We start from the raw sequence: 24,552 nt of genomic DNA on the forward strand, positions 1-24,552 counted from the left end.
TTGTGGCGGAAGTTTTGTCCGCAACCTTTTATTTTGAGTTTGATACCCTGATCTCCGTACAATTGGGAGTGAATACGGATGAAGAAGAAAATCCCCTGTGGCCTGTAAAGGATATATAAGCAGATGAAGTTCATTGCGGATCTGCACATACACTCAAAATTTTCCATGGCAACGGCATCTAACCTGGATCTAGAGAACCTTTATATTGCTGCCCAATATAAAGGCATTTCCCTCCTTGCAACGGGAGATTGCACCCATCCGGGTTGGTATGCTGAGCTTGAGAGCAAACTTGTTCCCGCAGAACCTGGATTTTATGCCCTGCATCCGGATATTTGTTCTCGGCTGGATCCCTTTATTCCAGGAGCGTGCAGGGGAAAGGTCCGTTTTATTCTCTCTTCTGAAATCAGTTGTATCTATAAAAAAGATGGAAAAGTAAGAAAAAACCATAATCTTGTCTATTTTCCGGATTTAAAATCCGTCAGGTATTTCAACGAACGTCTCGGGCGTATCGGTAATATTGTATCAGACGGAAGACCCATTCTGGGTCTGGACAGCCGGAATCTCCTTGAGATGGTTCTCAATACCCATGAAAGGGCTTTTCTTGTTCCAGCACATATCTGGACGCCCTGGTTTTCCCTTTTAGGATCCAGATCTGGTTTTAATCATATACGTGAATGTTTTGATGATCTGACGGATCAAATTTTTGCCGTTGAAACGGGACTATCTTCAGATCCGGCCATGAATTGGCGGGTTTCCTTTCTGGATAATCTGGCTCTTATTTCAAACTCCGATGCCCATTCTCCCGGAAATCTGGGGCGGGAAGCCAATATTTTCAATGCGGATTTTGATTATATGGGACTTTACAAAGCGCTCAGAGAAAAGGATCCTGCCCGTTTTCTGGGTACCTATGAATTTTATCCGGAAGAAGGAAAATACCACCTGGATGGTCATAGAAAGTGTGGCGTACGTTTCACACCCAAGGAGTCCGTAGAGCATAATGGGCTTTGTCCTGTGTGCGGAAAGCCTTTAACATTAGGGGTTTTGTACCGGGTGTGCGAGTTGGCGGATCGGTCTTTTGTGGATGAAAAAAATAAAATTCCCTTTCACAGTCTGGTTCCCCTGAAGGATATTCTTTCTGAAATTCTGGATACAGGTTCCAAAACCAAAAAGGTGCAGGCGGCTTATGAGATGATTTTAAAAAGCCTGGGACCGGAGTTTTCTGTTCTCTCCGAAGTGGATACGGAAGCCACCCGATCTTTGGGCATTCCCCTTTTGGGTGAAGCCCTGGCCCGTGTGCGGGAAAATCGCATCAGCCTTGAAGGTGGATATGACGGAGATTATGGGAAAGTATCGATTTTTTCTTCCGAAGAAAAAAAAGAATTGTCCCCTCAAACACGTCTTTTTGTGTCTGATAAAAAGAAGCTTCCTGGGATAAAAGAAAAAGAAATTTTCAATAAGAACATTTCTTTTGGTTTAAAACCGGACAAAAACCCGTTGATATCTGAAAAAAGTATTGGATTAAAAGAAAATAATTTCATTTTGAATCTGAATTCAGAACAAAGCGAAGCGGCCTTTTATCATCAGGGGCCTTCTTTGATCATTGCAGGTCCTGGTACGGGGAAAACCCGGACCATTACCGCAAAGATGGCCTGGCTGATGCAAGAGAAGAAAGTAAAAGGAACCATCCTTGCCATCACCTTTACCCGTAAAGCAGCTGAGGAAATGCAAGAACGTCTCATGCGTCTGTGCGGACCAGCAGCTCCTTTTCTGGTGCATACCTTCCATGGCCTTGGTTATGAAATTCTCCGTGAAGCGGGTTTGCATCCCGTACTGCCGGATTTTTTTGTCCAGGAGATGATCCTTAAGAATGCTGTGCGCAAAAGTGGTCTTTCCTTTTCTTTAAAAGCGGCACGGGAAAATATTTCCAGAAACAAGCGTATTCTGGCAAAGGGAGGATCTGTGGATGGGGAGGATCTTCTCTTATTGACAAGTTATGAACAGGAGTTGCACCATGCAGGTATGGTGGATTTTGATGACCTTGTGGGTAAAAGTATTTCCTGTTTTCTGGAAAATCCTGCATTTCATAAAAATTTCAAGAAAAAATTCGGTGCGCTCTGCATAGATGAATATCAGGATCTGGATGCTGCCCAGTATCGTTTGCTCAGACTTGTGGCTGAGGACATGAGGCTTGTAACGGCCATCGGTGATCCCAATCAGGCTATTTATGGCTTCCGGGGAGGGGATCCCGCTTTTTTTGATGTCTTTATGAAAGATTGGCCTGGAGCCAGGCGCTTTCATCTCATCCGTAATTATCGATCAACGGAAAATATTCTGGATCTGGCGTGGGGGGTTCTTCAGGGTCAAAAAGAGAGGATAGATGGATCTTTCAGGGTTGTTTCCGATATTTCGGGTAAACCCATAGTGCTTAAGGAATGTGTAAGTGAAAAGGATGAGGCTGCGTGGATCGCAGATTGCATACAAAAAAGTGTGGGAGGCACGGGACATCATGCCATTTATGCGGGTAAAGATGATCACAGGGGTGAACGTTGGGGATTTTCGGATATCGGAGTTCTCGTAAGGACACGCAGACAGACGGAAATTTTACAGGAAATTTTTGCAAAAAAAGGTATCCCCTTTGAGACAGCATCAGAAAATTTTTTTGAAGAAAAGGGCATGATCCGTAGTCTTTTGGCTGGATTTCGTCTCCTTGCAGGCTCAGCCAAGGTTACAGATCTCCTTTGCCTTCCCCTTGGCATGAATTTCAGTGAAAGCCTTGTCAAAGAACTTTGGGAAAAAGATCCTCTTGTCACCCCGCACCTTCGGACATGTGATGAACTGCGGGGACTTTCAGATGAGATCGAGAGCCTGCGGGAGCGGTGCTCCTTACCTTGGGATAGTTCTCATCTGCTTGAGGTGCTCATGGAGGCGTCCAATCCTGCGCTGGCTTTGAAGGAAGATCCCACGATATGTCTGCTTCTGAATCAGGCAAAGGGAAAAAAACCAGAAGAATTTCTTTCAGACCTTGTCTTGAAAAAAGAAGGGGATTTTCTGGATTTGAAAGCGGAAAAAGTTCGTATCCTGACCCTGCATGCATCCAAGGGATTGGAATTCCCTTTGGTGTTTATGGCGGGATGCGAAGCTGGATTTTTACCGTATACAGAAACGGATTCAAGCCCGGAAGAAGAAGAAAGGCGACTTTTTTATGTGGGCGTGACCCGAGCGGGAGCTTGTCTTTTTATGAGTTGGGCGAACAGACGTATGGTTTTCGGGAAACCTGAAAACAGAAGGCTTTCCCCCTTTGTCATGGAACTGGAGACAATGCTGGAAAAGGAGGAAAGAAAGCAAAGACAAAGGAAAAAGAAGAATGGACAGATGGAGCTTTTTTAAAAAGGAGCGCCGGTAAACGATCAGAGGATTTGGATTATGAATGGGAAAAAGGGAAAAAGGAAAATCAGAAAAATTGGTAAAACATTGGTTTTCCTGGTCCTTTTCTTTTTTTCATGTCCAGGCCTATCCTTAGGGGATATTTACATGTATGTGGATGAAAGGGGCATTGTGCGTTTCAGTAATACGCCGACATCCTCATCCTATAAGTTATTTATGAAAGAAAAGGAGGAAAAAAACATCCTCCATCTAGGCCCACTTTCCTCTTATGATGATACCATCCGCATAGCAGCAAACTACCATGGCATGGATCCACTGCTTATCAAGGCTGTGATACGTGCGGAATCCTCCTTTAATCCCAAAGCCCTTTCTCCCAAAGGCGCCAAAGGACTTATGCAGTTGATGCCAGAAACCATCAAGGATCTTGGGGTGAAGGATCCCTTTCATCCAAGGGAGAACATCATGGCCGGAACCCGCTATCTGCGCATGATGCTGGACGCCTTTGACGGAGAGATTCACCTCGCCCTTGCAGCGTACAATGCAGGGCCTTCCACTGTGCGGCGTTATGGGGGCGTGCCTCCTTTTCCGGAAACCCAGAGTTACATACAAAGGGTCATGGATTTTTGGGAAAAATACAAAATGTGATACTGGGTAAAAAAGGTTGACATGAAAAAGCCTTTTTACATTCAGGAGTCAATACCCCTGAATGTAAAAAGGCTTATATTTTTTCAACCCAGTGAAAGGGATCCTGTTTTTCTCCGTACTGGATACCTGTGATTTCATCAAACAGCATGGAGGAGATGGGACCTGCCTTTCCTTCACGAAGGGTAAGGATCTCGTCCCCGTAGCGAATGGTGCCAACAGGAGAAATAACAGCAGCTGTTCCTGATCCAAAGGCTTCGCTTAAGGAGCCATTTTTATGGGCCTGGCAGATTTCATCCATAGAGATTCTTCTTTCCGATACCGTCAGACCTTTATGTTTTGCCATCTCGAGTACGGTATTGCGGGTAATGCCGGAGAGAATGCTGCCGTTAAGCTGTGGGGTTACAATGGTGTTGTCAATGACAAAAAAGATATTCATGGATCCAACTTCTTCCACATATCGGTGTTCTTTTCCGTCAAGCCAGAGTACCTGAGTATACCCTTCGCGCTGGGCTTCTTCGGAGGCATAGAGGCTGGCTGCATAATTGCCCGCTGTCTTGGCTTCTCCCACACCACCTGGTACAGCCCGCACATAGTCCTTTGTCACCCAGATTTTTACAGGATTGAATCCTTCCGCATAATAGGCGCCCACAGGGCAGAGGATGATAAAAAACCGGTAGGTATGGGATGCGCGTACGCCAAGGAAGGGGTCGGTTGCAATAATGGCGGGCCGGATGTAAAGAGAAGTACCTCGTGTGGAAGGGACCCAGTCCTTTTCTATGCGGACAAGCTCCTTCAGGCTCTGTAAGGCAAAGGCCGTATCCAATTCAGGTATGCACATACGTTTTGCAGAGCGATTGAAGCGTTCAAAATTATCCTTGGGTCTGAAAAGCTGGATATGTCCCTCTTTGGATCTGTATGCTTTAAGGCCTTCAAAAATGGCTTGGCCGTAATGCAGTACCGCTGTGGATGGGGGCAGGGAGAAATCACCGTAAGGAACAATACGGGGATCGTGCCATCCCTTTTGCGGAGCGTAGTCCATGAGGAACATGTGATCCGTAAATTGGGTGCCAAAGCTGAGGTTGTGGTCTTCGGGTTTTTTTCTGGGGTTTTGGGTGGCTGTAAAGGGGATGTTCATGGGCTTTTGTTTCTCCAGGTCTGGCGGCTTTACAAAAAGTCCTTGAAGAAGAGATTCATCTGGAAAGAAAGATCCTTTGGATCTTTCATCCGAAGGCTTTCCACAAGGATGTGGATACATGTCATGCTGAACGACCTTGATCCGGAGGGGTTGTTCCGGAAGCCGTAAGGTGTGGGGTTGCCATGATAAGGACCGTTACGGCTCGGGTTTTCTTTTTTTTTAAGATTCAAAAGTGCCTTTGAAGAAAAACTGTATTTTTACATCCGTTTCGTTATAAACCCTGGTTTTTGATTTTCAAAATAAATTTATTGCTTTTTGATACGGAAATTCTTTTTTTTCAACAAACCGGAAAGTATGAAAGTCCAAACGCAAGTAAAGGAGAGGATTCATGATAGATCAGGAGTTTCGTAACCAGGCTGTGCCCGTTCAGTTAACCCGGGAGAGCCGTTTTTGTTTTCGTTGTCACCCAGGCGTTTCCTGCTTTACGGATTGTTGCCGTAAAATCAATATCATGCTCACGCCTTATGATATCATTCGGATCAAAAACCGTATGGGAATTTCATCAGAAGAATTCCTTGCCGTATATACAGAGCCTAAAATGCTTGAAAAAACAGGTCTTCCCGTTCCTACCCTGCGTCTTCTGGATGATGAGAAACAGTCCTGTCCCTTTGTAAGGGATACGGAGGGATGTATTATTTATGCGGATCGTCCCAGCGCCTGTCGTTATTACCCCATCGGCATGGCAACCCGCAGTCATGTGGAAGAGCCCGCTGCCGGGGAAAGCGGGGATGATTTTTTCTTTATGATTAATGAGGATCGGTGCAAAGGTCATCAGGAAGAACAGGAATGGACGATTGAGGAGTGGCGCAGGGATCAGGGAGTGGATCTTCAGGATAAAATCAATGAAGGCTGGACGGAACTCATTGTAAGAAAAAAGAGTTTTGGCATGACCATGGATATGACGGAAAAAAGCAGAAAACTTTTTTTCATGGTCTGCTATGATATTGATGGTTTCAAACGCTTTGTGTTTGAGTCAGACTTTTTGAAGATGCATGACATTCATGCTGATCTGGTGGAAAGGATCCGAAGGGATGAGATTGCTCTTTTGCAATTCGGGTTTGACTGGCTGAGGGCTATTCTTTTCAAGCTGGATCCGGAAGGACGCTTTAAGGTGAAAGACAAGGAAGCAGAACGTAGAAAAAAATAAAAAAAGGTCCGATTTTTATCAGTCCCATGCCCGACCCAAGGAGGCATGGGACTGATTTATTTGAAAGGGCCCAAGGGTTCAGGGAGTCGCGTAACTGTCTTTGTAAAACAATCCTTCCCAACAAGAGGGATCGGTGAGACGTCTTTCAATGTTGAGATCAAAGAATTCCCCCACAGCTCCCAGTATCTTCGGATTTTTCTCATGAATTTCCCTGGCTGTGGCCAGAACCAGTTCAAAACCTTTCCGGCTCATCTTTCCAAGCGGTCTTCGGCAGGGGCCCGAAGGCATTCCAAGAAGCTGCATCAGGGTTTTCAGCGCAAGGGGGTTTCGTGCGCGACAGGTTACGGGACCATAGGGGCTTTCTTCCTTTGTGGTAACCGTTACCAGGCGGAACAGAGGCTCAATGTCTGAAAGAATTTTTGTGGCGTTTTCATGATCGCCCTTTGCCAGTGAAAGGGTCATTTCCGTGACAAAGGAAGGGGCGATGTTGGATGCAACGGAGATGATCCCGGAAGCGGCAATGGCTGGGTCCGTCATCATGGGAAAGGTTAAGGCGTCATCCCCGGAAAAGATCATGAAATCTTTTCCGCAGCACTCCCGGGTGCGTCGCATGTTGTCAAGGTTGCCTGTGGCTTCTTTTACACTGCGTACGTTTTTGAACTGATCATGCAGAATGGCCAGGTCTTCGGGCAGCATCTGTGCACCCGTGCGTCCTGGAATGATATAGGGAATAATATCCATATCAGGCAAAGCTTTTGCGACAGGCGCAATATATTCCCTGCGGATTTCCAGAGAACTGGGACCATTATAATAAGGATCCACCAGAAGAATGGCTTCAGCCCCACAGGCTGCGGCATGTTTGGAGGCATGCAGGGATTCTGTGGTGTTGTTGCTGCCTGCTCCTGCGATGCATAAGGCCTTTTGTTTACATCGGGCGGCAACCATTTCGATGACTTTGTTGTGCTCTTCCCAGTTGAGGGTAGGGCTTTCGCCTGTGGTGCCCACGGCAAGAATGCCGGTAACGCCGGATTGGATCTGAAAATCCACAAGACGTTCGAGGCCCGCATAATCCACAGCATTGTTAAGCATGGGGGTGACCAGCGCGGTATAGCAACCTGTGCGCATGTAAAGCTCCCTTCTGTGACGGTAAGCCAAAAAAACAAAGTAAAATTCGGATATAAAATAACCCCGATTCCCATGGAAAAAAATGAGGATTCAAAAATCCTCATTCCGGTTTTGAGTTCTTCAGGACCCAGAGAATCCTGAAGAAGGAGGGGTAATTTTTAAACTTTTTGGATGTGGAAGATATATTTTCATGATGATCCCTGAATATGGCATGGCCTTAATGGTAAAGATGAATCCATGGGTACAGATTTTTTTCATGAACTGCTTTCAGGGAGAATCCGTTTGTCCGCGTATCACAGATTTCAGGCTTTGACAAGTTTTAACCCTTTGGGAATACAGCAAAGACAAATCTTCTTGACATGAAGGGACAGGCCATACTAACGGTTTTTTGTCAAAAGACTTTTATACCATCCAGGAAACCCGGATATCTTGCGGGTCTGTCCGCATTGTTTGACCCTTAATCTTAAAAGGTGAAAAATGAATATGTCCAAGGCGCAGAATGCCGATGAATATATTGCCCAGCAGCGCATGGCCCTGGCGTCAAACGCAGAATGTGGCGCAACACATTATAATCTCGCCGTGGCCCTGATGGGTCAGAAAAAATATGAGGAAGCCGAGTCCCACCTGCATGAGGCAATTTCCTGCAGCCCCAACCTTGCTGAAGCCTTTGTACAGCTCGGGGGCATATGTCTTCAGCGAGGGGATGTGGAAGGCTGTCTGCATTACAATAAGCGCTCCATAAAAGCCCGGGCTGGTTTTGCGCCCGGATATGCAAATATTGGTTTTCTTGAGCTTCAGAATGGCAATGTGGATGAAGCCATCAAAAATCTGCAGAAAGCCATTGTTTTTAATTCTCGGCACATCCAGGCCTACACTACCCTGGCTTCCGCCCTGCTGGCCAAGGGCCTTGTGGATGAATGTATCGAGGCCTGCATGAAGGCCATTGAAATTCAGCCAGATTTTCCAATAAGTTATAATAATCTTGCTGTGGCCTACCTGGAAAAAAAGGATTATGAAAAGGCCATTGAAAATGCGGATAAAGCGGAATCCCTCGGATACCCGATTGCAGAAGGTCTGAAAAAAGAGCTGGAGGCCTATCGGAGAACCTGATCGTGTTCCCCTTTGTCTGAAGAAAAAGATCCTGTTTTCACCCATGAAGTCAGATCTGAAAGCAGGATCTTTCAACCGTGAGGCGTTTTTTATTTTGAATATCTTAAAAACGGAAAATTCATGCCCACATACCAATATGCCATTTCAGGGATTACCGATGTGCTTTTACGTGAAAATCCCTTTTTTTATGAGGCGCTTCCATCCAGCAGGCATCGGGCAGGGGGAGATAAGAATCCGGGGTGTGGGGTTTTTCTGGAAGGCGTTGCAGAATTTCTGAAAAATCATCTTCAGATTCTTGAAGAACACTATGGAGAGAAAATTGAAACCATCCGGATCATTCTTGAAAAGCACGGGGCCTTCTACCATCCCTGCCGGGTGATCCTGAACAATCTTGCCCATCGGCCCCTGGCGGTGAATGGGGCTGTTACGGATGAGGCCAGGACAGTGATGAAAAAGGAGGTGGCAGCACTTCAGAATCTTTGGAGCCAGGGCATGGGAAAAGCGCTCCCAGAAGTTTTTTTCACAGAGGATCTCATCTTAGATGAAGAGGGCAGGGCCTCTTTTTTTGCAGCCCCATGGTTTGAAGGGTTCTGTGAATTCCATTGGTCTTTACAGAAAAAGACCCTGGGAATTCTCCTCTGGGAAGACGGGGGAGAGCAAAAACCCATGAAAAAAGAAGCATTACAGTCCCTGTTCCAACAAGCAGCCGCCATTCTCACCCGGGCCTATGATTTTGACTGTTTCAGACAGATTTTTCCATGGCACCATGCTGCGGGGGATTTTGTGGCCCGCGTTCAGGGTCTGGATGTGGATGTACGTCTTATTACCGTGCGGCAGTATGAAAACCTGTTTTCCCTTGATCCGGGGGGGGCGGAATTTTCCGATAAAGTGGAAGCTTTGATGTATTTTCTATGGAATATGCTACTGCGCATGCGCCTGGATCGTCTGGATGGGATTGGCGAACTTGTATGGGCCCCGGATTTTGTGGTTCCATCGGCCATATCGGGCTTTTTTGAAGGCCTTTCGGAAAAAGCAGCCCGCCGCGAGGATATCGCCATTGTCATGGAAGCCCTGCCTGACATTGTCCTTGCCGGTGGAGAGGAAGGACTTTTTGAAACCCATGAGGAAATCGTTTCTGCTTACAATCCCAAGGCTCCGGAGATTGGACTTATCCGTGATCATTTAAGGTCTCATACCAATCTTGTCCATGAAATATTCAGACAGCAAAAAAGGGAAAAGCGGAGTTCGGATGCATGAAAGCACCAGATAGGGAGATATGAGAAAGTCTGTACCCTATATGAAGGGTTTTATTCGGAAAATTGATAAATAACACTTGTTGGTTTTTTTGAAAAAAACCCTTTTTTATTGACAATGAAGCGATCACGTCCTATATGATCCATCTTTGAATAGACAGAATACATGGTTGTTTGAAAGCTACCAGAAACATAGATGTAAATGATGTTTTACTGTTATGGTGAGTTCCCCCCTGATTATGCATCAGGATTGTAAATCTTTCACATGGAGGTAAGGCAATGGCAAAACACGAAACTCCGTTGTTGGACCAGCTGGAGTCTGGCCCTTGGCCGAGCTTCGTCTCCGACATGAAGCTTGAAGCTGAAGTTCGTGCCAAAAATGAAGCAGGCATTGAATTTCAGGTTCCGGTGGATGTCGTGGATGACCTGCTGGGTGTTCTGGAACTTTCTTATGTACACGGCCGGACCCACTGGAAACACGGGGGTATCGTAGGTGTATTCGGTTATGGTGGCGGTGTTATCGGCCGTTACTGCGACCAGCCTGAAATGTTCCCTGGCGTGGCCCATTTCCACACCGTACGCGTGGCTCAGCCTGCGGGTAAGTACTACAAGGCGGAATACCTGCGTCAGCTGATGGATATCTGGCAGATGCGCGGTTCCGGTATGACCAACATGCACGGTTCCACAGGCGATATCATTTTCCTGGGTACCCGTACCGAGCAGCTTGAAGAAATTTTCTATGAGCTGACCCACAATCTCAATACGGACCTTGGCGGCTCCGGCTCCAACCTCCGTACCCCTGCGGACTGCATCGGTTCTTCCCGCTGTGAGTTTGCCTGCTATGACACCAACGCGCTGTGTCATTTCCTCACCAACCAGTACCAGGATGAGCTGCATCGTCCCGCCTTCCCCTACAAGTTCAAGTTCAAGTTTGACGGTTGCCCCAATGGTTGCGTAGCTTCCATCGCCCGTTCAGACATGAGCTTCATCGGTACCTGGAAGGACGATATCCGCATTGACCAGGAAGCGGTTCAGGCCTACATCGGTGGTGAGATTGCTCCCAACGGTGGTGCCTTCAAGGGTCGTGACTGGGGTGCCTTCGACATTCAGAAGGAAGTGATTGACCTTTGCCCCACCGAGTGCATGTGGATGGAAGGCAAAGAGCTGAAGATTGACAACAAAGAGTGCAATCGCTGCATGCACTGCATCAACGCCATGCCCCGCGCCCTCCGCGTAGGTCAGGAAACAGGTCTTTCCATCCTGGTTGGTGCCAAGGCTCCCATCCTGGATGGTCAGCAGATGGGTTCTCTTCTGGCTCCCTTCGTGGAAGTGAATCCCGAAGATGATTACTCCGCAGTTACGGAAGTAATTGAATCCATCTGGGATTGGTGGATGGAAGAAGGCAAGAACCGTGAGCGCCTTGGTGAACTTATCCGCCGCGCCGGTTTCCAGAAAATGCTGGAAGTCACTGGTATTGCGGCCGATCCCCGCCACGTCAGCGAACCCCGTTGCAACCCCTACATCTTCTGGAAAGAAGACGAAGTACCCGGTGGCTGGGAGCGTGACGTCAAAGAATACAGAAAACATCACAAGCGCTAAGAAGGGGAGGGTTATTCCATGGCTTTTGTATCCTCTGGTTACAATCCGAATGCTCCGCTGGAAAATCGGATTACCGATATCGGCCCGCGGCACTTTGAAGAATTTTATCCCCCGGTCATCAAGGCCAACAAGGGAAAATGGCTGTATCATGAAATCATTGAGCCCGGCGTTCTGGTGCATGTCGCAGAAAGCGGTGACGAAGTTTATACCGTTCGTTGCGGTGGTGCCCGTCTCATGTCCGGCACCCTGATCCGGGAAATCTGTGACATCGCTGACAAACACTGCGATGGCTATCTGCGGTTCACCACCCGTAACAACATCGAGTTCATGGTGGACTCCAAAGACAAGGTGGAAGCCCTCAAGGCAGACCTGAAAGACCGCAAGTTTGCAGGCGGTTCCTTCAAGTTCCCCATCGGTGGCACGGGTGCCGGGATCTCCAACATCGTTCATACCCAGGGCTGGATTCACTGCCATACGCCTGCGACGGATGCTTCCGGCACCGTGAAGGCCACCATGGATGAGATGTTCACGGATTTCCAGGATATGCGTCTTCCTGCCAAACTGCGCATTGCCATGGCCTGCTGCCTGAACATGTGCGGTGCTGTTCACTGCTCCGACATCGCCATCCTCGGTTACCACAGAAAACCGCCGATGATCGACCACGAGTACCTGGACAAGCAGTGCGAAATTCCCCTGGCCATTGCTTCCTGTCCCACAGCGGCCATCAAACCCGCCAAGCATGAGCTTGAAAATGGCACCAAGGTGAATACCGTTGCCATTAACAACGAGCGCTGCATGTACTGCGGTAACTGCTACACCATGTGCCCCTCACTGCCCATTTCCGACACCGAAGGTGACGGTATTGTTCTCATGGTGGGCGGCAAAATCTCCAACCGCATCAACCCGCCCAAATTCTCCAAGGTTGTTGTGGCCTTCATTGAAAATGAGATGCCCCGCTGGCCCAAAATGACCCAGACCATCCGCCGCATGGTGGAAGCCTATGCCAAGGACGCCAGAAAGTACGAGCGCGTTGGCGATTGGGCAGAGCGCATTGGTTGGGAGCGTTTCTTTGAGAAGTGTGAAATCGAGTTTACGCACCACCTGATCGACGACTTCCGCGATCATGCATACTACACCTGGCGGCAGACCACCCAGTTCAAGTTTTAAGAACTGAGTCTTTTGCTTCATAAGGCCGGTACCCTTCAAGGTACCGGCCAAAACTTTTTTCTTATGGAGGCACAGCAATGGCACTTCCGGATAATGCAAAAGAGATGGTTCTGGATTACATCCAGAACAAATCCAAGTCAAAATCTAAGTTCTATCTGAAGGATTTTTACACCATCTTTCCCGAAGAAGGCCCCCGTACTGTAAAAAACTTCATCAACAAGATGGTGGGTGAAGGAATTCTGGAATACTGGTCTTCCGGTTCTTCCACCATGATCGGCCTCAAGGGCGCTGGCAAGCAGGCGGGCGCTGAGGGCGAAGGCGCTGAAGCTGCTGAATAATTTTTTTTGTTGGATTATTTTAAAGAATCTGCTTTCTGAACGGAGCACCCTGCTGCATGTCTTATGATATTCCACGTGTTGCCGTTGCCGCCTTAAGGGGAGGGTCGGGGAAAACCATTCTTTCCATAGGTCTTGCTGCGGCATGGACGCAGGCTGGAAAGCTTGTGGCTCCTTTCAAGAAAGGTCCAGATTATATTGATGCCGGCTGGCTGGCGTTTGCCACTGGTCGGCATTGCTATAATCTGGATACCTACCTCTGCGATCCCGCTGTTGTACGTCATTCCTTTTTCCATCACGCTCAGGATGCCCATATCGCCCTCATTGAGGGAAATCGGGGCCTTTATGATGGCATTGACCTTGAAGGTAACACTTCCACAGCCGATATTGCCAAACTGGTGGACGCCCCTGTGCTTTTATGTCTGGATGTGACCAAAAGCACCCGGACCATGGCGGCCCTGGTTCTGGGGTGTCTGCATTTTGACCCGGATCTGCGCATCTGCGGAGTTATTCTGAACCGGGTGGCGGGTGCCCGTCATGCGGGGATTCTCACCAAAGCCATTGAGTACCACACCGGTGTTCCCGTTCTTGGCGCCATTCCCAAGCTGAGAGATCAGGATTTTCCCGAACGCCACATGGGCCTGGTGCCCAGCCAGGAGCATGGATGGGCTTCCCACTCCATCCGGACGGCTGGGGCTGTGGTGAAGGAACATGTGGATCTGGATAGGCTTTTCCGCCTGGCTCAGCCGGTTTCGGATTCTTCTGCATGGGATGACAGCAGGACTTTTTCTGGGGTAATGCAAGAAAGGGAAGATCGTGTGAGAATCGGTTTTCTTCGGGATGCTGCCTTTCAGTTTTATTATCCTGAAAATCTTGAAGCCCTGGAAGATGCAGGAGCGGAACTGATTGCCATTAACAGTCTTGAAGATGCAACTCTTCCGGATATTGACGCCCTTTACATAGGAGGCGGTTTTCCGGAAACCCACGCAGCAGCCCTGGTAGGGAATGCAGGCTTGCGGGAGGATATCCGCAGAGCCGCCCATGGCGGGCTTCCCATTTATGCCGAATGCGGCGGTCTCATGTACCTGGGAGAAGCTCTGGTTCTGGATGGAAGCGCCTATCCCATGTGCGGAGTCTTTCCCGTGCGTTTTGGTTTCAGTGAAAAACCCCAGGGGCATGGGTATGTGAGGGTCGAGGTAACAGGTGAAAATCCCTTTTATCCCAAAGGCCTCTGCATCCGAGGCCATGAATTTCGTTATTCAAGGGTGGAATTCATAGAAGATAATTATCCCTGCGCCTTTTCCATGAAAAGGGGGGTTGGCATTGCAAAGCGCCAAGACGGCCTTGTTTTTCGCAATACCCTTGCCGCGTATACCCATATTCATGCCATGGGTACACCGGAATGGGCGCCTGCCATGGTGACACAGGCCCGGAATTTCAGATCAGGCCGCGCCTGATACAGATGCAGACCTTGGGGAGCAGCCTTTCCCTTACGCTTTTAAATCTTTCTTTTGAGAAAAACTCTGGCAAGGCCTCTATTTCGAGTTGGGATTTTCCGGGTATAAAGAACAATCATAAAAAAGGGTGAAGGCAAAAATTATTTTTGCCTTCACCCTTTTTTGATATGCACGACCTGATCCCCTCGTTTCCCCTTTTTCCCCTCAGGATCGTGTCGGTTCTTTTTTTTGCGTGTTGCGATCAGTGCCTATCTGGCATGGCACTGATTGCACATGACCGGTGTTCTCGTGCGATCTCCGGTTTTCTGGTTTACTTCCCTGTGGCAGCTGATGCAGTTTTCATGGATGGCTTCAGCGTGGTAGGCCAGGCGTTCCTGTTTGGAAAGCCTGGGAGCATCTTTACCCTTGGGACGCTCACCTGGAATGCTGTGGCACGCTGCGCAAGACTGCACAGGATCTCCCATTTTCAGATCCAGGGGTTGCCCTTTGTCATCATGGTGACATTCACCGCAGGAAATCCCATAGTCTTCGGCGTGTTTTTTGTGGGTGAAAGACACAATGGATCTTTGATGTTCCTGATAAATGGGATTTTTCATTTCAATGACATCACTGACCTCGGTTTTTCCAGGGCCTGAAGCCAAGGCGATGGCTGCTGCGCAGAGCAGGGCGGCGGATCCGAAAACCGCCAGAATGAGTTTTTTCTTTTTTCGTGGATGCATGGGAACCTCCTGATTGTGGGGTGGGAAAAAGAGGAGCGTCCAGCGAGGGGGCCGGAGTTTCCTTAGGATAAGCATGAGGATGAATCAGCCTTGTGGATCGGATGGATCCTTGTTTGTGTTGTGGAAGGCCCTGGCACCCAGAATGCTTATTTCATACAGAAGAACCAGGGGAATGGCCATCATGACCTGGGTGATGACGTCAGGCGGCGTCAGGATGGCGGCTAAAGTGAAAAAAATCAAAAGGGCGTATTTTCTGTTTTTTGCAAGAAAGTTTGGGGTAACAAGTCCGAGTTTTGCCATGCCCGTGAGAATCAGGGGCATTTCAAAGACAAAGCCAAAGGCCAGAAGCATTTTACTTGAGAAGGAAAGGTATTCTTTCATGGAAGGAAGGGCCTGGATATTTTCTGTGGCAAAACCGAGGAAAAATCGGAAACCCCATGGAAAAACGATGAAATACGCAAAGAGTGCTCCGCCCACAAAGAAAATTCCGGAAAGAAAAATAATGGGGATGAGAAATTTTTTTTCTTTTTTATAGAGTCCCGGAGAAACAAAAAGCCAGAATTCCGTAAGAACATAAGGAAATGCGAGAAGAAAACCTCCCAGAAACGCCACTTTGAGATATGTAAAAAAAGCTTCGGGAAGACCGGTAAAGATCATGGCGGATCCCGTCCCCATGGCTTCCTGCAGGGGGGATACCAGGATAAAAAAAAGCTGCTCCTTGAAACCGTAGCAAAAAAGAAAGCCAATGAGGATGGCAATCATACAGCGGACCAGCCGCTTACGGAGTTCGGTCAGATGATCCATGAGGGAGAGGGATTCAGCCTGCATGGTTGTCTTCTTTTTCCTTTTTATTTTCCGGAGCTTTCAGATTTTTTTGGGTCTCAGGAGGGGGGGCTTCCGCATTTAAAGCCTCTTTGAAGTCTTTGGATGCATTTTTGAATTCACCAAAGGCTTTTCCCAGAGAACGGGCAAGGTCCGGAAGTTTTTTGGGACCAATGACGATCAGCGCCAGGGCCAGGATCAGAAGTATTTCCGGCATGCCCATACCAAACATGAAATTCCTCCCTTTTTATAAAAAAAATACGGTGTTTGCCGTATTGATTCAGGTCATATATCTAGCTTTTCAGGGCTTTTCTGTCAAGGAAAGCGCCGAAAGGAGGGGGGAAAACATGCATACCCATTTTTCAGTGTTCAGAGAAAAATGGGCAAAGCCCTGTGAATGCGGATACCTTTAAAATCCATGCGGACATCGTAGCAAAGAATTTCCACGCCAGTTTTATGGGCATTGCGCAAGGATGCGGTATAGGCCGGATCGATTTCTCCGGCTGGCCGGAAACCCTTTGCATCTTCCCTCTGTACGAGAAAGAAGACCACAGCTCTTTTCCCCTTTTTGATGAGCAAGGAAAGTTCGTCCATATGCTTTTTGCCCCGGACTGTGACAGCATCGGGAAAGGCGGCAAGGCCATCGAAGATCTGCGTGCAGTTTTTCACTTCCACAAAGCATTCTTTTTTTTGTGATCCGGAAAGACGTATATCCATGCGTGCGTTTTCTGTGATGACTTCCCTTTCAAGATTTTCGTATCCGGAAAGTTCTGGAATCAGCCCCTTTTCTATGGCAAGGGAGACGAGTTTGTTGGGAATCAGGGTATGGACGCCCACAGGGCTTTCTTCCATTTCAATGACATACCAGGTGTAGGCAAGCTTTCTTTTGGGACCAGGTTGAAAAGCCACCCAAACGGGTCGGCCCGGTGTGCTGCAATGGGTCATGGCTCCGGAATTGGCGCAGTGTGCTGTGATGGTTTTTCCGTTTTCCAGAAGAACATCCGCAAGAAAACGTTTGTAGCGACGCAGGAGGATTCCCTTGGTAAGGGGGGGCCAGGAAACAATATTTTCTTCACAAGGCATGATGAGACTTTCCGGTGCAGGGGCTTCGTGTTAAGGTTTTGGGTACGAATTTTCCATGGATAAAGGGCACAATGGAGGGAAAAATGGCTCTGTTTGAACCTTGGCACCTCTGGGTGCTTTTGGGCATCGCATTAATGGTGGGGGAGATGTTTACCCTGGGGTTTTTTCTGGCCTGCTTTGGTGTGGCCGCTCTGATGGTAGCCCTTGTATCCCTTCTGGGGACAGGCCTTGTTTTTCAGGTTTTCATCTTTTCCCTCATCAGCCTTGTCTGTATTTTTACCGTACGCCCTTTTCTTTTACGGTTTTCTTCGGCAAAAGCAAGGGAGATACGCACAGGCGTGCGTGCGCTGGCAGGAGAGACGGCCCTTGTGGAGGAGGCTTTCGGAGGGCCGGGCAGCCATGGGAAGATAAGAATCAGAGGGGAAATCTGGCGCGCTATGGGAAAAAATGGAGAGGTTTTCTCGAAAGGAGATCTTGTGGTGGTGGAATCGGTCAGTGGCGTGACCCTTGTGGTGCGTCCTGTTCATGAACAAAACAAGGAGAAACGATGATGGAACCACTGTTGATGGTTGTAGGTTTTCTGGCTTTTTTTGTTGTTGTTTTTGCCATTAAGGGTCTGAAAATCATCCAACAGGCAGAAACCATGATTGTGGAGCGCCTGGGCCGTTTTCACCGGGCTCTGGACAGTGGCATTAATATTCTGTGGCCTTTTTTTGATCAACCCCGTCAGGTCCATTGGCGTTATGTGACCCAGGATTCTTCCGGAGAGCGGCGGGTGACCATCACCAAACTGACAGATCGTATTGATCTTCGGGAAACGGTGTATGACTTTCCCCGTCAGAACGTGATCACGAAAGACAACGTGACCATGGAAATTGATGCGCTTTTGTATTTCCAGGTCACAGACGCCATACGGGCGGTGTATGAGGTGGCCAATCTGCCCCAGGCCATCGAAAAACTCACCCAGACCACCTTGAGAAATGTGGTGGGGGAAATGGATTTTGATGAGTGTCTGGCTTCCCGGGAGATCATCAACACCAAATTGCGTAGTATTCTGGATGACGCCACGGACAAGTGGGGTGTTCGGGTAACACGCGTGGAGCTTCAGGATATCACCCCGCCTGCGGAAGTGCAGGAGGCCATGGAGAAGCAGATGCGGGCGGAAAGGGACAGAAGAGCCGCCATCCTCAAGGCAGAAGGGGAAAAACGCGCTGCCATTCTTGAGGCGGAAGGGGAAAAGGAAGCGGCCATCAACCGGGCGGAAGGGGAAAAGCGGGCGACCATTCTGGAGGCGGAAGGCGAGGCTGAAGCAAGGTATAAAATTGCATCCGCAGAAGCCATGGCCATCATGAAACTTGTGGAAGCTTTTAAAGACAGACCCGGTGATCCCGCCAACTACCTCATAGCCGTACGCTATATTGAAGCGCTGAAGGAAATGGCTGAAGGAAAAGAAAACAAGATCATCTACCTTCCCTATGAAGCCACCAATTTCCTGGGATCCATTGGGGGCATTCGGGACATGTTCAAGGGATAGGAAAACAACGTGAACCCATTGGATATTGCAGCCATACCTGAGAAGATCCGGGGGAATGTCCAGGTGAACCTTCCCTTCCGCATGCGTCATCTTTATATGGAAAGTTTTCTCGCTCTGGGATTGAATCCGGAAATCGGTATTGACGCCGAAACGCTTGACAATGTGGGCATGGAAGAATTCAAAGCCGTGGCCAGGGCTTTTCAGAAAAAGGGAAGGCGGATTACCCTGCATGGTCCTTTCATGGACTTGTCTCCCGGCTCTCCTGACCCGGCCATTCGCAGAGCTTCCATGGAAAGAATGCAGCAGTTTCTGGATGTACTTGTTGTATTTGAACCTTTTTCCGTGGTTTGCCATGGGGGATGGGAAAGCCGCCGTTACGACTGGATCCGGGATGCCTGGTACCAGAACGCAGTGGTTTTCTGGAAAGAAGTTGCGGGTTTTGTGAAAAAAAGACGCTCGAGGCTCTATCTTGAAAACGTGTACGAAGATAAGCCCGAAGACATGCTGAGCCTTCTGGAGCTTTTACACTCCGAGGGGGTGGGATTCTGTCTGGATACCGGGCACACAGCAGCTTTCGGATCGAGGGATCTTTCCAGGTGGGTGGCAGTGCTGGGGGCTTTTGTCTGTGAGATCCATCTCCATGACAACAAGGGCGTCAGCGATGCCCATCTACCGCCAGGTCAGGGGAAAATCGACTTTTCAGCTTTAAAAATTTTGTTGCAGGGAAAAGGGGAAAGACCTTTTCTTACCCTGGAGCCCCATGAGGAAAAAAATCTTTATCCTTCCCTGGATTGGATTGCCCGGGAGCTTGGGGATCTTTTTTAACCTGTATGCCCTTTTTTCTCTGAAAGAATGCCTGCCGGGTATGCTTTTTTCGCTATGTTTAAAACCCGTTGATATCCTGGTGACAGCGCCTTATCCGATGTTCACAACCTGTTTACAATCTCTGCTTTATACTGTCAGGCCTGTGCTGCCCTCATGGGGATGGGAGGATGGAGTATGAAACCAATGGGTTTTTTTGATGGAGAGATCCTGGGGAAAAGGGAAGTCCAAGAGGACAGCCGGGTGAATGAAAGACTGGACTCGGGGTTTCGACTCCACGTGCTCGCGGATGGAATGGGTGGAGAAAAGGGAGGGCAGATTGCCAGCCAGACGACATGTGGGGCTTTTCAGGCTTTTTTTGAGACACGGCCTGTTTCCACCAACCCGGAAGAGGACCTCTGGGAAGCGCTGGATGTCGCCAATGGGGCTTTGGCCAAGGTTGTACGTGGGCAGCCGGAGCTGGAAGGCATGGGGACAACCCTGATCGCCCTTCTCCTGAATGAGAAAACCCATGCCTTCAGTTTTATCAGTGTGGGTGACAGTCCTCTTTACCGCCTGTCTTCCTCTGGCCTGAAACGTATCAATGCCAATCACGCCTATGCCGAGGAGCTGGACAGGATGGTACGTGATGGTCGGATACACAGGAAGGAAGCCATGGAGCACCCAAGTCGGCATGCCCTGACCAGTGCGATCATGGGCAAACCCATCCCTCTCGTGGATACAGGATCGGGTGTTCTGAAAGCAGGTGAGCGCTTGCTTATGGCCAGTGACGGTATTCAGACGCTTCGGGATCGTGAAATCGAAGAACTTCTGAAAGGGGAAGGCAGGGATCTGGAGTCTGCGGTGAAGGGATTGTTACGCGCTGTGGAAGAAAAGGATTTTTTTCATCAGGACAATGTGACGGTGATTCTTCTGGAGGCTGCGGATAGGGAGGTTTTTTTAGACTGAGGATGTCTGAAGTTTAAGAAAATTATATAGGGACTGTTCATAAGTATGGCGTTATGAACAGTCCTTTGTTTTTAGAAAGGAAGTGTTGAAAACGTGTTGAAAGAAATGTGTCTTGTGATTTTGAACGTGGTTTTTATCCGATGTTTGTTCAAAAAAGACCGTTTATGAACAATTCCATTCCTCAGGAAAAAAGCGATTCATTTTTTTGAAGTTGAAAAAACCTTGCTCTTGTTTGGTTTTTACCCGTTTTTATCCATGTTGAAAATTTGCTGATACCGTGTGAATAACCTCCGGTTTACTGCTGAAAACCTGTCAAAATCTCCCAGAATTTCAAGCCCAGGAACGAGGGAGCGCACAACGGGAATCCGGAGATCTTCCCGGGTGAGAGGGACATGAATGGGATTGTATCCATTGGCAACCAGGCAATCTTCCACCCGTTTCAGGTCGGCTGCGGGATTGTTTGTTGAAAAGTCGGCAAAGGTTTCAAGATGGCGGCAGGCAAGGGGGAAGTCGGGCCTGCCGCTGGGAGGACCTGGAAAGGGCCAGGGTGTTTCCGTGAGTGCGGAAAGCAGGGCTTTTTTGCCTGAAAGATGGGTTCCGGTTCCCCGGATGACGGCTCCGTCTTTTCCCAGCACAAGGCAGCGGTAAGAAGGGATGCCGAATTCCGTGGTGATGTCTTCAAAAAAAGGATGGATTCCATGGTTTTCATAGGCTTGAAAAAGGTTCTGAACTTCCGGATCCTCGGATTGAATCCGAAAGCAGTTGGAGGGAGTATGGGGCATGGTGGCTTCGGCATCCCGTTCGATGACCTCCAGAAGTCCAGAGAGGCGGGCTCCTTCTTCTGAAGCGCCTGCAGCAAAACCTGTGGATCCCAATGCGGTAAAAAGCTGGGCCTCGGGAAGATTGGAAAAGAGAACCACACACTGCACGGGTACAAGGCAGGAATGCCTGCCCGTATGGGTGATCCGTTCACCGGGCATCCACCACAGGGGAAGGTCTGGCATGGGGGCTTCCAGCAGAAGGGTGTTGGGATCAAGGGCGGGAAGGTTTTCTTGCTGAAGTTCTGAAAACAAGGCTCTGCGGATGGGCGTTGGGTTGAGGCGCAGAGCGATTCGACCTTCGGCGACTCCGGCAAAGGCGGTAATTCTTTCCGCAGCTTCCATGAGACAGGCAACACGGGCGGAATCCAGGGAAAGGCCTCGGCCGTAGCTGGTTTGTAAGCCGGTGAGCCGGTGTTCATATCCAGGGATATCCACAGATCTGTCCAGTTCCCATTCCCGGAGAATGGCGATGGGACTCAATGAGGCCGTGTGTCTTTTTTCTGAGGCAAGAAGATGTCTATGGGGCTTGAGGCGTTCCATGGCGGCATAAAATACATCCATGGGACCTGGTACGGGCGGGCAGGGTGGGGCGTGCAGGGGGATTTTATCAATGGGAACAGGGGCAGAGGGTAGTGCGGGACCCGAAAGTTTTGGCAGGGGCAGCGGGAATGGTTTTTGGGTATGGGGAATCTTCAGCCTGAAAATATTGTCATGGAGCACTCGGATCCATGCTTGTCTGGAGGGATCCTGGGGGATACGCAGGTAGGCCAGGGGGGAGTGGCCGCTTGTTTGATCAGGCTCTGTGGGGATGCCCGTGGCTTCCTGAGCCTCCCTCAGGGCGTGGAGAAAAAAGGGGCTCTTGGAAAAGGGCATCTGGCTGCGATGTTGTGGATCCATGTGAAGAATTTTTTCCAGAAGAAAGCTCCGCAAAAAGGGATCTTCCGGGCGGGCTTGGCATAAAAAAAATAAATTTTCAAATGAGGGTTCCGGCAGAGGGCTGGGGCGAAAATATCCTGTGGCGCTCTGGGTCGTTTTGTGCTGCATGGAAAAATGAATCATTTTTATATCCTGTTTTTTTACTTTTTTATTTTAAATGAGCTAAAAAAGCACCTTTTCTTTCGGGCGAAAGTGTGGCAAAGGCTCTGGGACTACGGAAAGGAAATTTCAGAGTGCCAAAAGATCCTGAACGCATAGCGTGGAACCCATACCATTGTTCCGGAAATCCGAAAAGAAAAAGCCTTTTTCCTGTAATCCGGAAGGAGGGTGGGTGTTTTTGTGGAAGAGGTCTTTTTTCCATATGTAGTGTTTTTTTGAAAGGCAATCTTTGTATGATGTGTTTTTTTCTGAAATCAGGTTTTTTTTGGATAACTCCTTCTTTTTGCTTTTATTCTTGACATATAAAGGAGGCTTCGAGTATAAGTCGCCATTCTAAGATGATAAGTCATTCAGGAGCCACAGGGACGGAGACTGTGGGGTTTCTCCTTAAAAAATCCGGATATTCGAGGTTGTAAAAATGGAGTTCAAAGCCTTACTGGAGCACTGTGGTGCAAAAGTCGCTGAGCGTTGGATCACGCTTGTGGTGAAAACCTATCCGGCAAAACGAAGCCAGGCTTTTTTTCTGAATGAAAAGGATCCCTTTGACAATCCTGTGGGGCACACGCTGCGCACGGCCCTTCCCGCAGTCTGGACAGCGCTCCTGGAAGGTCTTGGGGATGCGGACCTGGAGCGTCTCCTGGATCCTGTGATCCGTATTCGTGCGGTACAGGAGTTTACCCCGAAAGAGGCCGTTACCTTTGTTTTTTACCTCAAAGACCTTGTTCGGGAAGCCTTGGATGAAAAAAAATCCCTTGTGAGCCTTTCCGAGGCACAGCTTTATGCCCTTGACAAACGTGTGGATGATCTGGCCCTGATTGCCTTTACCCTTTATATGCAGTGCAGGGAGCAGATATGGTCCTTTAAGTCCCGGCATGTGCTGGAAAGAAGCATCAATCTGCTGGAAAAGGCAGATATTCTCTGTGAAGTGAAATCTTTGGGCGTGGACATTCTACCCCAGCGGATTTACAGGAAAATACAGCGGGATGCCGCCGCTAAAAAGGAAACGATCACCCAGTAGACGTATCCGAAAGGCCTTTTTCAGAGGCTGCGAAGACGATAAAGGGGGGATGTCTAGGGTTAGAAGGCTGCTGTATGAAAACATAAGGTCTTTTTCGGATTCTCGGGTGGATTCTGAAAAGGCGTTTTTTTACAGAAAGTCCTGTTCATAGGGTTTAAGGGCAGCGGATGCCTGGGGTTTGTGTCGGCAAATTCCAGATCTCCGGTGTCGGCAGAATCAATTTTGGACCGGAGGCAACTCCGGATCGGTGTTCCTTGCCGAAGAGAGAGGTAGTGTCCATGAATCAACACCTGCTTTATTCCCTTGCGGCGGTAGTGGTTCTCGGTTTCATCGGCTATGCCGGTGGAAGCGGACTTCCCTATTTGTTTGGGGTGGTCATACCCTATGCCGCCATGGTGCTGTTTTTTGCAGGGTTCGCCATGCGGATGCTGGGCTGGGTGAAATCCCCGGTTCCCTTCCGCATCCCGACCACCTGCGGACAGCAGCAATCCTTTTCCTGGATCCAGCATTCCAAATACGACAACCCCTCGGATACCAAGGGTGTGCTTGTGCGTATGCTGCTGGAAATTTTCCTTTTCCGATCCCTGTTCCGCAACACGCGAAACGAGATCCGGGAAGGAAAAATCACCTATAACCTGGAAATCTGGCTGTGGCTCTTCGGCCTTGTTTTCCACTACTCCTTCCTTGTGGTTCTGGTGCGGCACCTGCGCTTTTTCCTGGAGCCCCTTCCCGCCGTGCTGAAGGTTGTAGAAACCCTGGACGGCATTCTGCAGATCGGCCTTCCGGGCATCATGCTTTCCGGCTTCATGCTGCTGGGCGCGGTGCTGTTCCTCTTTGCACGCCGTATTCTCATTCCCCAGGTGCGCTATATCTCCCTCATGGCGGATTATTTCCCCCTGCTGCTCATTGTGGCCATTGCAGGTACGGGAATTTCCCTGCGTTACTTCACCAAGGTGGATATTTTCACCGTTAAGCAGATGACCATGAGTCTTGCCACCTTCAGCCCCATGGTTCCCGAAGGCATTGGCGGGCTTTTCTATGCCCACCTTTTCCTGGTCTCAGTGCTTTTTGCCTATTTCCCCTTCTCGAAACTCATGCACTCCGGCGGTATTTTCTTAAGCCCCACCCGGAACCTGGCCAACAACAGCCGGGCTGTGCGTCATATCAACCCCTGGAATCCCAAGCTGAAGTTCGTCACCTATGCGGATTATGAGGACGAATTCAGAGAGAAGATGATCGAGGCCGGTCTGCCGGTGGAAAAGAAGGAGTAAAC

At 48.9% G+C, this 24,552-nt stretch carries 22 protein-coding genes; 15 read left to right on the forward strand and 7 right to left on the reverse strand.

Features of this window, described 5'->3' with window-relative positions; all coding sequences use genetic code 11:
• Window positions 1–123: 123 nt before the first annotated feature.
• Window positions 124–3,387: a UvrD-helicase domain-containing protein gene (locus tag RBR60_RS11065; RefSeq protein WP_320356716.1), complete on the forward strand. Its 3,264-nt coding sequence runs from the start codon at window positions 124–126 to the stop codon at window positions 3,385–3,387.
• A gap of 213 nt (window positions 3,388–3,600) precedes the next feature.
• Window positions 3,601–4,029 carry a lytic transglycosylase domain-containing protein gene (locus tag RBR60_RS11070; protein ID WP_320356802.1) on the forward strand — a complete coding sequence of 143 codons (429 nt, stop codon included), beginning with the start codon at window positions 3,601–3,603 and terminating at the stop codon, window positions 4,027–4,029.
• Between the two features lie 73 nt (window positions 4,030–4,102).
• On the opposite strand, the gene RBR60_RS11075 is transcribed toward RBR60_RS11070, so the two are convergent.
• Entirely contained in the window at window positions 4,103–5,164 is a 1,062-nt protein-coding gene (locus RBR60_RS11075) for a branched-chain amino acid aminotransferase (RefSeq protein WP_320356718.1), read from the reverse strand.
• A gap of 388 nt (window positions 5,165–5,552) precedes the next feature.
• Between RBR60_RS11075 and RBR60_RS11080 the strand changes: the two genes are divergently transcribed.
• Window positions 5,553–6,371, forward strand: coding sequence for a YkgJ family cysteine cluster protein (locus RBR60_RS11080; protein WP_320356720.1), 819 nt, complete (start codon window positions 5,553–5,555; stop codon window positions 6,369–6,371).
• A gap of 78 nt (window positions 6,372–6,449) precedes the next feature.
• Here RBR60_RS11080 and dapA read toward each other — a convergent pair whose 3' ends face one another.
• On the reverse strand, window positions 6,450–7,496 hold the full coding sequence (gene dapA / locus RBR60_RS11085) for a 4-hydroxy-tetrahydrodipicolinate synthase (protein WP_320356722.1): 1,047 nt from the start codon (window positions 7,494–7,496) through the stop codon (window positions 6,450–6,452).
• A gap of 477 nt (window positions 7,497–7,973) precedes the next feature.
• Here dapA and RBR60_RS11090 point away from each other — a divergent pair, with 477 nt between their 5' ends.
• The 6 genes from RBR60_RS11090 (at window position 7,974) to RBR60_RS11115 (ending at window position 14,417) form a co-directional block, all read left to right on the forward strand.
• A complete protein-coding gene (locus RBR60_RS11090) occupies window positions 7,974–8,606 on the forward strand; it encodes a tetratricopeptide repeat protein (protein WP_320356724.1) in 633 nt (210 codons plus the stop codon).
• Between the two features lie 120 nt (window positions 8,607–8,726).
• Window positions 8,727–9,863: a hypothetical protein gene (locus RBR60_RS11095; RefSeq protein ID WP_320356726.1), complete on the forward strand. Its 1,137-nt coding sequence runs from the start codon at window positions 8,727–8,729 to the stop codon at window positions 9,861–9,863.
• Window positions 9,864–10,138: 275 nt separating this feature from the next.
• Entirely contained in the window at window positions 10,139–11,458 is a 1,320-nt protein-coding gene (gene dsrA, locus RBR60_RS11100) for a dissimilatory-type sulfite reductase subunit alpha (RefSeq protein ID WP_320356728.1), read from the forward strand.
• A gap of 18 nt (window positions 11,459–11,476) precedes the next feature.
• Window positions 11,477–12,625: a dissimilatory-type sulfite reductase subunit beta gene (gene dsrB / locus RBR60_RS11105; protein ID WP_320356729.1), complete on the forward strand. Its 1,149-nt coding sequence runs from the start codon at window positions 11,477–11,479 to the stop codon at window positions 12,623–12,625.
• 77 nt (window positions 12,626–12,702) lie between these two features.
• Entirely contained in the window at window positions 12,703–12,963 is a 261-nt protein-coding gene (locus RBR60_RS11110) for a dissimilatory sulfite reductase D family protein (protein ID WP_320356731.1), read from the forward strand.
• Between the two features lie 56 nt (window positions 12,964–13,019).
• The gene (locus RBR60_RS11115) at window positions 13,020–14,417 is read left to right on the forward strand and encodes a cobyrinate a,c-diamide synthase (protein WP_320356733.1); all 1,398 of its coding nucleotides are present in this window, start codon (window positions 13,020–13,022) and stop codon (window positions 14,415–14,417) included.
• A gap of 248 nt (window positions 14,418–14,665) precedes the next feature.
• Here RBR60_RS11115 and RBR60_RS11120 read toward each other — a convergent pair whose 3' ends face one another.
• From RBR60_RS11120 to sfsA, 4 genes are all read right to left on the reverse strand, one after another.
• The gene (locus RBR60_RS11120; protein WP_320356735.1) at window positions 14,666–15,136 is read right to left on the reverse strand and encodes a cytochrome c3 family protein; all 471 of its coding nucleotides are present in this window, start codon (window positions 15,134–15,136) and stop codon (window positions 14,666–14,668) included.
• Between the two features lie 84 nt (window positions 15,137–15,220).
• Window positions 15,221–15,964, reverse strand: coding sequence for a twin-arginine translocase subunit TatC (gene tatC / locus RBR60_RS11125; RefSeq protein ID WP_320356737.1), 744 nt, complete (start codon window positions 15,962–15,964; stop codon window positions 15,221–15,223).
• Entirely contained in the window at window positions 15,954–16,190 is a 237-nt protein-coding gene (locus tag RBR60_RS11130) for a twin-arginine translocase TatA/TatE family subunit (protein ID WP_320356740.1), read from the reverse strand. Before RBR60_RS11130 ends, tatC begins: the two co-directional genes overlap by 11 nt.
• 137 nt (window positions 16,191–16,327) lie before the next feature.
• Entirely contained in the window at window positions 16,328–17,041 is a 714-nt protein-coding gene (sfsA, locus tag RBR60_RS11135; protein ID WP_320356741.1) for a DNA/RNA nuclease SfsA, read from the reverse strand.
• Between the two features lie 83 nt (window positions 17,042–17,124).
• On the opposite strand from sfsA, the gene RBR60_RS11140 reads away from it, so the two are divergent.
• The 4 genes from RBR60_RS11140 (at window position 17,125) to RBR60_RS11155 (ending at window position 20,345) form a co-directional block, all read left to right on the forward strand.
• On the forward strand, window positions 17,125–17,592 hold the full coding sequence (locus RBR60_RS11140) for an NfeD family protein (protein ID WP_320356743.1): 468 nt from the start codon (window positions 17,125–17,127) through the stop codon (window positions 17,590–17,592).
• A complete protein-coding gene (locus RBR60_RS11145; protein WP_320356745.1) occupies window positions 17,589–18,575 on the forward strand; it encodes an SPFH domain-containing protein in 987 nt (328 codons plus the stop codon). Before RBR60_RS11140 ends, RBR60_RS11145 begins: the two co-directional genes overlap by 4 nt.
• Before the next feature lie 9 nt (window positions 18,576–18,584).
• A complete protein-coding gene (locus tag RBR60_RS11150) occupies window positions 18,585–19,400 on the forward strand; it encodes a sugar phosphate isomerase/epimerase family protein (RefSeq protein ID WP_320356747.1) in 816 nt (271 codons plus the stop codon).
• A gap of 174 nt (window positions 19,401–19,574) precedes the next feature.
• The gene (locus RBR60_RS11155; protein ID WP_320356749.1) at window positions 19,575–20,345 is read left to right on the forward strand and encodes a PP2C family protein-serine/threonine phosphatase; all 771 of its coding nucleotides are present in this window, start codon (window positions 19,575–19,577) and stop codon (window positions 20,343–20,345) included.
• 239 nt (window positions 20,346–20,584) lie between these two features.
• Here the strand turns inward: RBR60_RS11155 and RBR60_RS11160 are convergent, their stop codons facing one another.
• Window positions 20,585–22,063 carry a YcaO-like family protein gene (locus RBR60_RS11160; RefSeq protein ID WP_320356751.1) on the reverse strand — a complete coding sequence of 493 codons (1,479 nt, stop codon included), beginning with the start codon at window positions 22,061–22,063 and terminating at the stop codon, window positions 20,585–20,587.
• A gap of 616 nt (window positions 22,064–22,679) precedes the next feature.
• Here RBR60_RS11160 and RBR60_RS11165 point away from each other — a divergent pair.
• The gene (locus RBR60_RS11165) at window positions 22,680–23,279 is read left to right on the forward strand and encodes an RsbRD N-terminal domain-containing protein (protein WP_320356753.1); all 600 of its coding nucleotides are present in this window, start codon (window positions 22,680–22,682) and stop codon (window positions 23,277–23,279) included.
• Between the two features lie 278 nt (window positions 23,280–23,557).
• Window positions 23,558–24,550, forward strand: coding sequence for a sulfate reduction electron transfer complex DsrMKJOP subunit DsrM (dsrM, locus tag RBR60_RS11170; RefSeq protein ID WP_320356755.1), 993 nt, complete (start codon window positions 23,558–23,560; stop codon window positions 24,548–24,550).
• The last annotated feature ends 2 nt before the right edge of the window (window positions 24,551–24,552 follow it).

This window comes from Desulfobotulus sp. (assembly GCF_034006065.1).
Lineage (GTDB): Bacteria > Desulfobacterota > Desulfobacteria > Desulfobacterales > ASO4-4 > Desulfobotulus.